The following is a 14987-nucleotide window of genomic DNA, read 5'->3' as shown; positions in this document are numbered from 1 at the left end:
ATTTATTTAGCAATACCAGGGGATTAGTGTGCAAAAACGGGGAAGCATTCAGACTTTAAGTGCCTTAAAGGCGAGCTTTGATCGCATCATCAAAGCACCAAACAAACACAGTCTAAAACAAACACCCCAGCAACTACCTTATCGAGCACAAAAGAAATTCAAATGGGTATTGTTGGCCTTACTCATGAGCTTCACACTGCCTGCATTCGCAGCAGTCGATATTCTGATTCCATCGTTCACCGACCTGCCTGACCCTGCCGCAAGAGGTGGTATCGTTACTTATACTATCGTCATTGATAATAATGGCGATGATCCGGCTAGTGCAGTCGTCGTTAACATCCCCTTACCAGCAACGACCCTCTACCAAAGCGCTACCGTGGACGATGGCATTTCTACCTGCAGTGAAGCAGCAGGAACAGTGACGTGTAACCTCGGCACGCTGACCGGAACGGCAAGTGGCGGTTCGGCAAAAACCATTACCCTTCAAATAAAAACAACCGCCAGCACTGGTTCAACCATCAATCTCTCAGCAACGACTTCCACTGCCAGCGCAGAAAGCAATGCTGCAAATAACACCGAAAGCCAAAACACCACCATCAATAATGGAGCGGATGTTTATGCCACTGTCATTGGATCACCAGACCCTGTAACAGGTGGGGGCAATGTCACTTGGGCTATCAGCGGCGGCAATAATGGACCAAATACGGCAACCAACACGTCAGTGAGTATCACCCTGCCATCTACGCTGACTTATGTCTCGGCAAGTGGTGGTGGGTTTTCATGTTCATTGGCAGGGAATGTAGTGACCTGTAATGGCCCGACGTTAATAAATGGAAGTACGTTTAGCGGCTTGAACCTCATCACAAAGGTTTCTGGCGCATCGTCTGGAACCGTCACACTTAATCCAAACATCACCTCGGCCGTCACCGACCCGGATACCGCCAATAATAGCCCGACTGGATCAGTTACCATCAATGCCGGTTCGGATTTACGAATCACGCAAAACACACCTAACCCGACCCCGGGGATATCTGGTCAACCTGTGACATTTACGTTGAATCCTGCCAATCTAGGGCCAAGCAATGCGACTAATGGCGTTACCGCCACTTATCAGCTGCCAGCAGGTTTTACTTATGTATCAGCAACGCCCACTGGCGCAAATTGGTCATGCTCGCCTTCTGGTAGCCCGACACTGGTCACCTGCGTAAATAGCGGCACTTTCAATGCAAATCGCACAGACACAATCAGCATTGTAGCGACTGCGCCTACCGTAACCAACATACAGTCTTATAACAATATCACAGCTACGATTGCCCATAATGCGGGCAATCCACCAGACCCTGTAGCGAGCAATAACACATCGACTGTGGATCTGAATATTTCACCAGCGGGTGCCGGATTAAGTATTTTCAAAAATCGTAGCCCTGACCCAGTAGCAGCAGGCAGCAATATCACCAGCACATTGCGTGTCAACAATACGGGGCCCAATAGTGCAGCGGCGAATACAATCGTCGTCACTGATACATTTACCACGGCGAATGAGACCTTTGTAAGCGCCAGTGGCACCAATTGGAGCTGCGCTGCGCCAATTGCCGCGGGCGCCAATACCTCAGTGAGTTGTACCTATACCGGCATATTAGCGAATGGTGCCGATACCAACAATCTGTCCATTATCACAACAGCAACTGGCGCCGCAGCAACAGCAACCAACAATGCAGGCGTAGCTTGTACTGTAGGCGCGCAGTGCTGGTTTGCAATACCGACTGCCGCCGCTTCTGTCGACGTTACGCAGTTAACGAACTCAATCAATCTATCACTCACCAAAAGTGCAACGACCGTTGGTGGTGTACCTGCCACGTTGGAGTTTAATGAATCTACGCTCACTTATTCATTGGTATTAACCAACGTTGCAACGCCTGATAACGTCAATGCAAGCAATATCGTCGTGAGTGACCTGATTCCTGGATATTTAAGTGCGCACCTTCCTGAATATGCGGCCAGTGGTATCACGGCAATCTCATCATCAGCCAAATTCTCTTGTGCAACAGGTGAAACCGTCACTTGTACCCAACAAGCTGGCGTTACCAATGAGTTGGCACCTGGAGAATCCGTTACGTTTACCATTCAAGCCAGCCGCCCATTGCTTGATGGTAACTATACTAATCGCGCCTCAGCCTACTCGACCACACAAGGCGATATTGACCGCAGCAATAATGAAGCGACCTTTGATATTGCAATCGAACCGATTGCAGATGTCCAAATGGTTTCAAAGACCCTATCCTCCGGCACCGTCAAAGCGGGCACTAATGCGACCTACGTTCTAACTTTTAAAAATAATGGTCCCTCGCAAGCGGCAAACGTGGTGGTGACTGATGTATTTACGCTAAATGCTGCCGACCCAGGGTTTACCGTACTTTCAGTAACACCAACCGGCAGCACAACTTGTACCGGCTTGGTAGCAGGCACAAGCTACCCCTCTGGAACACCAACATTGAACTGTAGCGTGGGTACATTAAATAGCGATGGAGAGCAGACCGTGACCATCGTGATACGCCCTAATTGGAAAACAGGACAAGTCGCTGGTGCCACCTGGACTATTCCTAACACGGCAACGATCACTACCTCTACCAAAGAAAACAGTGCTGGCACAGACAATGGCAATAACGCACAGAACCAAACGCTGACGGTTGATGCCGCAGATATCGATCTCTTAATCAACAATATCGATAACGTAGACCCGCTTGGCTTTGACCCCACCAGCGGCGGTGACAATGCAAACAACAATGTGATCTATACCATCAACATGGTCAACAATGGGCCGTCACTTGCTAGCGGGTTAAAGTTCACCTATACCATCACGCCCCCTGTTGGAAAAACTATCCGTTTTCTGGGTGACAGCGACACGATTGGCGGCAACCCCACAGCAGCCCCTATCTGTAACAACGTAGGTAGCACAGTGACTGGCGGAAGCGCACTGACAGTGACGTGTACTTACCCTAATGGATCAGACACCATTGCTGCTGACGCGACCCGTAATCGCTTTCTTACGATTAGAGTTTTAACCGCCCCGAATGCCGGTGGTGATAGCTATCCTAGTCTTGCTCAGATTTCAGCGAATGAAACTGACAACAATGCAAGCAATAACAGCGAAGGCGAAACGACAACCGTACGTGTACGCGTCGACCTTGCCCTAAGCAAAACGCCATCGCTTTCCACTGTGCAGATCAATCAACCGTTCAACTGGACATTGGTTGTGACCAACAATGGTCCCGGCGATAGCCCGCTGACCTCGTTGACAGATACGTTACCCGCAGGCATGGAATTCTCCGGCGCAGCGCCTTCATGGATAAATAACACGACCAATGCTACTGGCACTTGCAACATGGCAGGACAGATACTGTCTTGCGGTTTTGGCGCACTGGCTAACGCTTCAACTATTACGTTGACTGTTCCAGTCAGAATAGTCACCGCTCCACTAAGCGGTACATTGCAGAATTGTGCGACAGCTAAAACCAGCGAAGCTGATCCAAGCCAAGTCAATAGCAGTCAGGTGTGTACATCGGTAACGGTACAAAAATCGTCGGTGGCAGGTAACGTCTATGGCGATGTCAACAATAATGGTGTGTTAGATGCATCTGAGAATGGCATACCCAATGTGACCGTGACGCTAACCGGTACGGATGTTTACGGTAACGCCATCAGTAGAAACACCACTTCAACGGTTAACGGCAGTTATCTTTTCGATAATCTACCGCCCTCAAATGCAAGTGGCTATACCCTGGTTGAAACCCAGCCAGCAGATTACACCGATGGGCAGGATACGCTGGGTAGCGCAGGAGGTACGGTTGTCACCAATGACCAATTGAGGCTCGTTCTCCCGGCCAATACCGCCGCTACCGCATACAACTTTGGCGAATTAAGTGTTTCTCTTTCCGGCACTGTATTCGTTGATAACGATAACGATGGCCTGTTTGATCCTGCTGAGCCTGGCATCCCCGGTACAACATTGACCTTATCTGGTACCACGGCCACGGGCAATAATATTTGTACGGTCATTCCTAGTTGTACAGTACAAACTGCTGCCAATGGCAGCTGGATATTCAGTGGGCTGCCACTTTCCAATGGCGCAGGTTATACCGTGATTGAAACACAGCCAGTCGGCTATAACGATGGTGGCGATCAAGTCGGTAATATTGGACAGATCGGTGCCCATATCAATGACCGATTCACGGTGAATCTAGCTACATCAGGGGTCAATGGCACCGGCTACAACTTTGGTGAAATAGTTAATTCTGCGGGAGTTGCCAATGTCAGCGGTCATGTATGGCTTGATCTGAATCATGACCGCATATTTGATAGCGGCAGCCCATCGGTTGATCAACCGCAAAACGGATGGATTGTAGAGTTACTAAAGAACGGCACATTGATTGCAACAGAAATCACTCGTCAAATCAGCGGCATTAACGGTGCCTATGCATTCACAAACATCCCGGCGGGATCTGGTTACAAGATTCAATTCCGTCACCCAACAACGGGGCTGATATACGGTCAGGCACGCCCAAATGAAGATGGTGCCAGTTATACCAATGGCGTCCCAAACACAACGACAAACCCAGCAGGTGCTACCAATACCGATGGCTCGTTAAGCGGCCTTACACTCGATGTTGGCGATAACATCTTAGAGCAAAGCTTGCCGCTTGACCCAGCTGGTGTGGTCTATGATGCAGTAACACGTTTGGCCGTTGCAGGTGCTACTGTCACCATCTCGGGCCCGGCTGGTTTTAACCCTGCGATACACGTAGTGGGCGGTACTGCCTCACAGACGACAGGCGCAGATGGTATCTATCAATTTCTACTAAACCCCGGCTCACCTGCTGGCGTTTATACGCTGACGATCACGACTTATCCGGAAGGATACGCGCCGATCCCATCCACCATGATACCTGTATGTACTGCAACACTAACGGTCACCAACACCAGTGACCCATCACTCGTACAACAGAACAATGGCGCACCAGCGGTTGGCGTAACAGCACACAACCCGGCAACCTGCACTGCCACCACCGCCGATGGTTCTTTTGCAAATGGTTTCGGTACCACAACGACTCGCTACTATTTCAATTTCGATTTGGATGCTGCTTCCCGCAATATCATCAACAATCACATACCGATCGATCCGGTGCTTGGTGGCGCGCTAATCATCAGCAAGACCACGCCGCTGGTGAATGTCACCAAAGGTGACTTGGTGCCTTACACCATCACAGCGACCAATACGCTAGCTGCGGCATTAAGCAATATCAACATACAAGATCGCTTACCGCCAGGCTTCAAATACCGTAGTGGCTCCGCAACGCTTAATGGCAATGCACTAGAACCCACGATAGCCGGACGCGATCTGACTTGGGCCAATCAGAACTTCACCGCCGGTGAAAAGAAGACCTATAAACTGATGTTAGTGGTTGGTACCGGCGTCGGCGAAGGCCAGTACATCAATCAGGCATGGGCACTGAATAACCTTCTGGGCACGCTGGTTTCCAACGTTGCAAATGCGACTGTGCGCGTTAACCCAGACCCTACCTTTGATTGTTCCGACATCATCGGCAAAGTATTCGATGACAAAAATGCCAATGGTTATCAGGACGAAGGCGAGCCTGGCATTGCCAATGTGCGAGTGGTCACTGTACGTGGCTTATTGATCACGACAGATGCAGAAGGTCGCTTCCATGTCACTTGTGCTGACATTCCGGATAGTGATCATGGGGCAAATTTTGTCATGAAGCTGGATGAGCGCACCTTACCATCCGGTTATCGCATGACGACTGAAAATCCGCGCGATGTAAGGGTAACGCGCGGCAAGATGGTCAAACTAAACTTTGGCGCTACCGTACATCGCGTGATCCGTATTGATCTGAACGCGGGTGCATTTGCAGATAATCAGTCATCCCTGTTACCAGAGTGGCAGCAATCATTACCTGCCCTTTGCGACCGCCTTGCTGAACGTCCCTCTGTATTGCGTATCGCTTATGACCCAAAAAATAGTGATGCTGCTCTAGCCAAGAAACGCTTGGATGCAGTAGCTGATGCCATCCGCACGCTGTGGAAACAAAAAGCTAAAGATAATAAGCAAGATCCGCCTGCCTACCCGCTAGTGATTGAAACAGCATTGGAGGCACAGCCATGATCATGCCAAAACGTGCCATCGCACTCGCGATCAGTTTGATCATCGGCAACGCCCATGCCGATGCACTCAATAATGAAAATCCGATTCAAAACACCTCTGCCGCCGACTTTATTCACGACACAGGCAAGCGTATAGACAATGGCAGGGTGGAGATCACAGCACTACCGCCACCCAGTGAAATACAAAGCATTGCATACCCACTACCATCCGGTGTGACCAGTAGCATATTGCAGGCCATGAAAGCAGCGGCAGCTACGGCACCGCAAATCCAACCCGAGATAACCAGAGTACTGGTCGAGCGCGCAGGCGCTGCACAGTTTGAATCCGGTAAGGCTGATCTCACCGCTATTTCAAAAAGCGAGTTGGACGATCTTGTAAAACAGCTTGCAGGCAAACCTGGTGTCCGTATCGATATCGCGGGCCATACAGATAATCAAGGCTTATCCCCCAATGGTCGTGCAATCTTTGGTACTAATCAGGGATTATCAGAAGCACGCGCATTGTCGGTTGGCGCATATCTAAAAGAAAAGATGGGCTTAAGCGAGACGCAGGTCGGCATCAAGGGCTTTGGGGAAACCAAACCTATCGCAGCCAATAACTCGCCAGCCGGCATGTCCAAGAACCGCCGCGTGGAAATCAGGGTATGGTTTGACCAACCCATTTTGGCCGCGCCTTTGCCCACCCCTATCCGCTCAGCGTGTGAAACCGTATCGACAGCGCATTCCAATGCACCTTTCCGCATCTCGGTAGATGGTGAGCCGCTCGACCTGAACAACACGCCGCTTGAAGCTGATCGCCAGCGCTGTACGGATGTCGCGCTGGAAAAAGCGGATATTCAGGTGAGATTCGACAATCTTTCTACATTGCCGCAAATGAATGCCTGGGTAACACCCAACGGTATCGTCCGTGGTGAAAAAGCCACCTTCCGCGCATGGGCAAACTACCTGCCTTGGATCAAGAAAGCTGAGATTCGATTATTCAAACCGGGTCAGCAAGTACAAGAAACGCCGATTGAGATCCTGCCAGTTAACTGGAATGGCGTCACCACGTGGCAAACACCGCTGACAGGACCGGATCAAATCATGTTCCTGCTGCGCGTATATGATGCACAAGGCCATTTTGATGAAAGTGTGCTCAAACCGCTAACGCTCCTGGTTCACCCGCCAGCGAATAATGACCTGCAACCGGGCAAGGAAGACTTCATCGGTTATGGCGAGAACAGCCTGAGCTTGCGCAATATTGCGGTCAAGGGTGGTACGGTCACTGTCAATGGTACCCATCTGCAACCCGGGCAGCGTATCGAGGCATTCGGGCTTGATATACCGATAGATAGCGCTGGTAAATTCGCCATGAAACAGATCGTGCCATCAGGCCCTAACACGGTCGAAGTGAAAATGATCGAACCAGATGGTGAATCTACCACCTTCAGGCGCAACCTGAATATCGCAGCGGATGACTGGTTCTATGTCGCCATGGGTGACCTCACGGCAGGTAACAACCATGTGAGTGGCCCCGCGCAATTAGTCACAGGTGATAAACAACATTACGATGGCAATGGCTATGTAGATGGTCGCGGTGCGTTCTACCTAAAAGGCAAGGTCAAAGGTGAATACCTGCTGACCGCTGCCGCTGATACCCGCGAGCAACCTTTGGGAGACCTGTTCTCGAACTTCTCATCCAAAGACCCACGCTACCTGCTGCGCAACATCAACCCCGATCTGTATTACCCAGTCTATGGCGATGACAGCACCACCGTAGATGATGCGCCAACGCAGGGTAAATTCTATGTCAAACTGGCACGTGGTGATTCGCACGTCATGTGGGGTAACTTCAAGACATCGTGGAGCGGTACTGAGCTGATTCAATACTCACGTGGGCTTTATGGTGCGAATGCACGGTACCGCTCAGATAGCACAACCACGTATGGCGAAAAATCCACGCAGGTGGATGGTTTTGCGGCCGATCCCGGTACACTTGGCTCACGCGATGAGTTCCGCGGCACTGGTGGTTCGCTGTACTACTTGCGTCATCAGGCACTGACCATGGGCTCTGAACGCGTATGGGTCGAAGTGCGTGACCGTGACTCAGGATTAGTGATCGAGCGTAAATTACTGTCGCCCGCACAAGACTATGAAATCAACTATATTCAGGGTCGCATCACATTGCGTGAACCATTGAATTCGACTGGTTCAGCCTCCGGTCTCATCAGCACATCATCTCTCAACGGCAACGCCCTCTATTTGGTCTCAAGCTACGAATACGTACCGGGCCTGACGTCGGTTGAGAATTTCTCAGTCGGCGGACGTGCCAGCCAATGGGTCAATGATCACTGGCAACTGGGTATCACTGGCTATAAGCAGGGTGAGGGCCTCAACGAGCAGAAACTGCAAGGGCTTGATACAACGATTCGTTACAAACCCGGCACCTATATCAAGCTAGAAACCGCTAAGTCAGATGGTGCTGGCGATGGCGCGCAAACCTCACTGGATGGCGGTTTTGCATTCAGTGGTTTGACGGCCACGGGTGAGGCAGCCAAGGCTTTCCGCGTTGAAGGCTCGGTCGATCTAGCTGAAGTCACCGACAGTGCCAAAGGCAAAATCACCGCCTATGCGCAGGAGCGCGAACGTGGATTCTCAGCCCCGGGACAGATCACCTCTACCGGCGAGCAAGTCAGCCAGCAAGGTTTGAAAGGTAGTGTTCAACTCACAGAAAACACGCAGCTCGATGCGAAAGCCGATGTCAGGCAATCTGACACGATGGATACGCAGGCAGGCGAGGTCGGCATACGTCAAAAACTCAGCCCGATATGGCTGCTCGGTGTAGCTGTTCGTCAGGATAACCGTAACGTCAACGTTGCCAACGCAAGCTCGCTACTATCGCAAACAGGTGACCGAACCGATACGCAGATCCGTCTGGATTACACCCCGTTGAAAGAGGGCGGTCAACCAGATGAAAAGGAAGACTGGGCAGCTTACGGCTATACGCAAGGCACACTGGCCCGGGATGAGACGCGTGACCCAAACAACCGCGCAGGTCTGGGCATGAGCTGGCGCATCACCGACCGAATCAAGGTCGTAGCCGAAGGCTCTCAGGGTAATTTGGGGCCAGGCCTCAAACTTGGTACTGAATATCGTCTCTCTGACCGTCATAGTGCTTACTCCAACTATATTGTCGAAAGTGAACGCCCTGATAGTGTTTGGCGCGGCAGACAAGGCACGCTGGTATCAGGCTCATCTTACCGTGTGTCCGATGAGATGCGCGTATTCGGCGAAACACGTTCAACCAATGGCGCTGGTCCGCAAAGCCTGATTAATGCTTTCGGTTTGGATTATGCCGCCAACGATTACTGGAATTTCGGTGGTAAAGGCGAAATGGGTACGGTATCAGACCCGTTAGCGGGTGACCTTGACCGTAAAGCCGTAAGCATCTCTGCCGGATACAAGCGCGACAAGACCAAATATAGCGGCAATGCCGAGTTTCGCGATGAAGATAGCAATGTAGCGGGTGAGCGTAAAACATGGCTTTTCCGCAACACATTGGGCTATCAGGCAACACCCGAATGGAGAATGCTAGGCAAACTCAACTGGTCGATCTCTGATAACAACCAAGGCGCATTCTACGATGGCGATTACCATGAGATCGTGACCGGGGCTGCCTATCGCCCCATCAGCAATGACCGTTGGAATACCTTGTTCAAGTACACCAACTTCTACAATCTTCCATCTCCCGGTCAACTGGCGCCATCTGGATCGGTCGCCGACTATGCGCAGCGCAGTCAGGTGTTCTCAGTAGACACCATCTACGATGTCAAACCCTGGTTATCACTGGGCGGCAAATATGCATTCCGTATCGGTGAGCTAAAAGACAACAAGGTGAATGGTGAGTGGTTCACCAGTCGTGCCGATCTTTGGGTGTTACGCGCTGATTGGCATTTTGTTAAAGAATGGGATGCCCTCGTCGAGTTTCGTAACTTAAGTGCTACTGAAGCAAAAGATGCCCGTGCCGGCGCATTACTCGGCATCTATCGGCACATGGGCAAAGGCGTCAAGGCAGGGGTTGGCTACAATTTCACCGATTACTCTGATGACCTGACCAATCTTTCATACCGTAGTCGCGGCTTTTTCGTGAATGTATTAGGTACGATTTAACACGAGACATAAGTGAAGAATTTAGAGGGTCACTTGGATTGAAATTTCTGGATTGAAATTGCGAATCCAAGTGACCCTCTGATTTTTAATATCGATTATTTGGATTTATTCGATTGGGTTTTGCAATTCAGGTACTCACTTTTGTACCCATCATCGAACACAGCCGTATCACCATCCAATGTCAACGTCGCAATACTATTGGTGTAACGTCCTGATGCATCTTTGGCTAGGGAAAACTCACGGTTCGATAAGATGACCCACACCGCAGCCCCTTTATCTATCGCACGTACATAGAATTTCTTATTTTTATCGCACTGATACTCAGTCGAATTCGCAGGGGTTCGCGGGTCTGCCTCTGCCGTGTCACTACTCAACGGCCATACTTTCATACTGCCACAACCACTCACTGCTAATGCGATTAATACGGAAAACAACATCTGCTTCAAAAAACGCCTACTCATGCCTGTTACCTTTTAGCTATGACTTAAATTGAAGGTAGTAAGCATACCACCCACCGATATTGCATCGTTAAAAACTAATATCTTTGTTAAAAACTAAGGTCTTTTATAAATCTTGTCAAATCGCTGATCCTGCTCTCGCTGAAATTCTTTTTGTGATTCTCTATCTGCATCTTCACGTTTACGCTGATCATCCATGCGCTTTTGCTCATATGCCCTCTGCTCATCTCGCAGGCGCTCGTTTTCCATACGCTGCATCTGGTTCTGTTGTTGCGCATCCCGCATGTCAGCATTTGCAAACAAACTAAACCCTGCAAATAATAAAGCCACCATTATTTTCTTCATGCTGTTTCTCCATCGCATTTTCATCACTTTGAGCATTTATCCACACTAGATAAATAAATCGTCTCAAGCTTTTTTAATTCCAGAGCATCAAACTTTTCTGCTTCACGCTAGCCTAACAATAGTAGCCAGCTATTTAACATTGGGGGAAATTCAATGAAATTATTACTCGATTCTGTATTATTTCAGCATCTGACGAATAAACAACATTTAAAGAAACATTCCATGCCTGATTCACAGTAGGATAGGGATTCAATATAAAGAAGGCGAGCGTTCATCATGCCAAATCAGGATATTGAATTACTGGATGCTGAAAAGCGCGAACTCCATTTGCTCGATGCCTATTGGCGCGCAGCTAATTACCTCTCAGTTGGCCAAATATACTTATACGCCAACCCATTACTTAAAGAGCCGCTCACTACTGAGCACATCAAGCCACGTTTACTGGGACACTGGGGTACCACCCCTGGCTTGAACTTCATATATGCGCATATCAATCGTGTTATTCGCAAATATGATCTCAACATCCTGTTTGTCACCGGGCCTGGTCACGGCGGTCCTGGCATCGTCGCGAATACTTATCTGGAAGGCACTTATAGTGAGGTCTATCCAGAGATATCGCAAGATGAAGCTGGTATAGGCAAGCTCTTTAAGCAATTTTCGTTTCCTGGAGGCATCCCTAGCCATGTATCGGCGCACACGCCTGGTTCCATCAATGAAGGTGGGGAGCTTGGTTACGCGCTATTTCATGCTTATGGGGCAGTATTTGATAATCCTGATCTGATCACCTGTTGCGTGATCGGTGATGGCGAGGCAGAAACGGGGCCGATGGCCACCTCTTGGCATTCCAATAAATTCCTGAATCCCAAAACAGATGGTGCAGTGCTGCCCATTTTGCATCTTAATGGGTATAAGATCGCCAACCCCACGATATTGGCGCGTATTAGCCATGATGAATTGCAAAGCCTCTTCGAGGGTTATGGCTATACACCTTACTTTGTTGAAGGTGATGACCCGGAAAGCATGCATGCCTTAATGGCCGATACATTGGATCAGGCCATCGCAGATATTCGTGATATTCACTCACGTGCACGCGGTCAAGAGGCGCCCAGTCGCCCCCGCTGGCCGATGATCATCTTGCGCTCCCCCAAAGGTTGGACAGGGCCTAAGTTTGTTGACGGCAAGCCGAGCGAAGGCAGTTTTCGTTCGCATCAAGTCCCATTTAGTGAGATTGAGGGCAATCCCGGTCATGTGAAGCTTTTGGAAGACTGGATGCGATCATACCGCCCTCAGGAGTTGTTCGATCATGCAGGAAAGCTGCTTAGCGAGATTGCTGCACTAGCGCCTGAGAAACATCGCCGAATGAGTGCCAATCCCCATAGCAATGGTGGCAGATTGCTCATTGATCTAGCCTTGCCTGATGAGGTTAGCCATGCGGTTCAAGTGCCATTCCCTGGCGCCACCATCGCCAGTGCAACAGGCGAGATGGGTAAATATTTGGCCGATGTCATGCAGCGCAACATCGGCAGGTTCCGTTTATTTTGTCCTGATGAAGCTTTATCCAATCGCTTGGGTGCCCTGTTTAAAGTGACCAATCGACAGTGGATGTCGACACGAATGGAAGATGATGAATATCTCGCGACCCAAGGTGGCGTGATGGAAATACTCTCTGAGCATGCCTGCGAAGGCTGGCTCGAGGGCTACCTCTTAAGCGGTAGACACGGCTTTTTTTCGTGTTACGAGGCATTTATTCATATTGTAGATTCCATGGTCAACCAGCATGCAAAATGGCTGAAAGAATGCCGTGAGATCAGTTGGCGACGACCAGTTGCCTCACTCAATATCTTGCTGACCTCGCATGTCTGGCGTCAGGATCACAACGGGTTCTCCCATCAAGATCCGGGGTTCATGGACCATGTCGCGAATAAAAAAGCCGATACTATCCGCATCTATTTACCGCCTGATGCCAATAGCTTAATAGCCGTCACAGCGCATTGTCTGAGGAGTCGTGATCTGATCAATGTCATCGTGGCAGGAAAGCAACCGCAGCAACAATGGCTTGATATAAAAACCGCGACCGAACATGCGAGGCAAGGCATCAGCATCTGGGATTGGGCAAGCAATACTAACGGCAGTGAACCTGATGTGGTGATCGCTAGCGCGGGTGATGTTCCAGTTCTTGAATCGCTAGCAGCCGTTTCAATACTCAGGCAACTCGTTCCGCAATTAAAGATACGCTACGTGAACGTGATCGATCTGATGACGCTTCAACCTAAAGAAGTGCATCCACATGGCATGACGGACGCTGTTTTTGATGCCATTTTCACTCATGATAAACCGGTTATTTTTGCCTTTCATGGTTATCCCGGATTGATTCATCGCTTGGCTTATCGTCGAAACAATCACACCAATATGCATGTGCATGGCTATCAGGAAGAAGGTACAACCACGACACCTTTCGATATGGTCGTGTTAAATAAACTCGATAGGTTTAGTCTGGTAAAAGACGTCCTGAAAAGAGTACCTAATATCCCCGAGGCCGCCGCTATGATTAAGCGCATGGACGAAAAATTGGCAGCGCATAAACAGTACATATGCCAATACGGAGAAGATATGCCAGAGATCAAGCACTGGAAATGGGAACCTCAGGAATCGGTATGAGTCAGGCAACACCCATCAAGCCGAGCGTGTTGGCAATCAACACAGGCTCATCCAGCTTAAAGGCCAGTTTCTTTAGCGCGGATGGTGTACGCCGAAACTTGCAATATCACTTTAAAGGTCAAAGTGCCAAAGGAGACTGCCGCACTGCATTTAGCGAGCTATTTTCCGATTTTGAACTACTCTCCGACCTTGAAAAAGAGAAGCCGGATATCATCGCCCATCGTTTTGTCCACGGCGGTGACATCGTGGAGTCAGCGCGCTTGCTGGATGCCGCTGAGCTGGAAAGGTTACATAGCATCATCCCTCTAGCGCCGTTGCATCTGCCGATGAGTCTGTTAGGAGTAGGCTTGTGCGAATCTCACTTTGGCGCACCCCAAGCAGCATGTTTCGATACGGCTTTCCACCAAACGATGTCTCCATTAGCCAAAACGCTGCCAATACCAAATCGCGAGAATATGCATCGCTATGGTTTTCACGGCTTGAGCTACGCATATCTGGCCTCTCAACTGCCATTGTTAATTGGCCAAACTGCATATAAACGCGTCGTGATGGCGCATCTCGGCTCTGGTGCCAGTCTATGCATGACAGAAAACTTGTTATCAACTGATACCACCATGGGATACACGCCAGCAGGCGGCATATGCATGGCAACACGTTCTGGCGATATCGACCCTGGTGCCATGCTGGAGTTGGCACGCCGCCATGATATCGATACCTTGGCAGATATGGTGAACAATCAAATGGGACTATTAGCTGTCTCATTAGGCGAGAGCCACAAAATGGAAGTATTGTTGAAGAGTAAAAGCCCCAATGCAAAGCTAGCAATAGATTACTTCTGCCGACAAGTAGCAGGAGCGATTGGTAGTCTGGCAGCTAAAACGGGAGGTATTGATGCACTTGTATTCAGTGGGGGCATAGGTGACCACTCACCCCATATAAGAGCATTGATATGTGAGTCATTGGCTTTTATGGGTATCAAGCTGGATCAAACAGCCAATTTAGAACAAAGTCAGCATCTAAATGCCAGCGATAGTATCCCTGTACTCAGAATAGCCACAGACGAAGAGGCTGTAATGCACAGCTTAGTACTAAGCTTACTCAGTAACACAAATTGAGCCAGCAACAGAAGCTTCCAAATGGCTTATGTAGTTTATGGCTCATATCTCTGTTTATCCTACATGTGCGGTAGCAATCGGC

6 protein-coding genes are annotated in these 14987 nt (G+C 49.6%); 4 read left to right on the top strand and 2 right to left on the bottom strand.

What is annotated here, in order from left to right; genetic code table 11:
- Positions 1-28 precede the first annotated feature (28 nt).
- On the top strand, positions 29-6181 hold the full coding sequence (locus tag A7981_RS01700) for an SdrD B-like domain-containing protein (protein ID WP_067263113.1): 6153 nt from the start codon (positions 29-31) through the stop codon (positions 6179-6181).
- A complete protein-coding gene (locus tag A7981_RS01695) occupies positions 6178-10329 on the top strand; it encodes an OmpA family protein (protein ID WP_165595529.1) in 4152 nt (1383 codons plus the stop codon). The genes A7981_RS01700 and A7981_RS01695 overlap by 4 nt, the downstream gene beginning before the upstream one ends.
- A gap of 95 nt (positions 10330-10424) precedes the next feature.
- Here the strand turns inward: A7981_RS01695 and A7981_RS01690 are convergent, their stop codons facing one another.
- Complete coding sequence (locus tag A7981_RS01690) at positions 10425-10790, bottom strand: hypothetical protein (RefSeq protein WP_131800925.1); 366 nt, start codon at positions 10788-10790, stop codon at positions 10425-10427.
- A 93-nt stretch (positions 10791-10883) separates the two neighbouring features.
- Positions 10884-11132, bottom strand: a complete 249-nt coding sequence (locus tag A7981_RS01685) for a hypothetical protein (RefSeq protein ID WP_067263106.1) — start codon at positions 11130-11132, stop codon at positions 10884-10886.
- Between the two features lie 276 nt (positions 11133-11408).
- Here A7981_RS01685 and A7981_RS01680 point away from each other — a divergent pair, with 276 nt between their 5' ends.
- Positions 11409-13790, top strand: coding sequence for a phosphoketolase (locus A7981_RS01680; protein ID WP_067263103.1), 2382 nt, complete (start codon positions 11409-11411; stop codon positions 13788-13790).
- On the top strand, positions 13766-14905 hold the full coding sequence (locus A7981_RS01675) for an acetate/propionate family kinase (RefSeq protein WP_254258469.1): 1140 nt from the start codon (positions 13766-13768) through the stop codon (positions 14903-14905). Before A7981_RS01680 ends, A7981_RS01675 begins: the two co-directional genes overlap by 25 nt.
- Positions 14906-14987 lie beyond the last annotated feature (82 nt).

Origin of the sequence: Methylovorus sp. MM2 (genome assembly GCF_001648895.1) — a bacterium.
Lineage (GTDB): Bacteria > Pseudomonadota > Gammaproteobacteria > Burkholderiales > Methylophilaceae > MM1.
The sequence above is the reverse complement of the archived record's forward strand: the minus strand, read 5'-3'. Positions and strand labels throughout refer to the sequence as shown.

Coding starts and splice junctions, on each gene's coding strand:
- A7981_RS01695 (WP_165595529.1), top strand. CDS start 6,178: ATGATCATGCCAAAACGTGCCATCGCACTCGCGATCAGTTTGATCATC.
- A7981_RS01690 (WP_131800925.1), bottom strand. CDS start 10,790: ATGAGTAGGCGTTTTTTGAAGCAGATGTTGTTTTCCGTATTAATCGCA.
- A7981_RS01685 (WP_067263106.1), bottom strand. CDS start 11,132: ATGAAGAAAATAATGGTGGCTTTATTATTTGCAGGGTTTAGTTTGTTT.
- A7981_RS01680 (WP_067263103.1), top strand. CDS start 11,409: ATGCCAAATCAGGATATTGAATTACTGGATGCTGAAAAGCGCGAACTC.
- A7981_RS01675 (WP_254258469.1), top strand. CDS start 13,766: ATGGGAACCTCAGGAATCGGTATGAGTCAGGCAACACCCATCAAGCCG.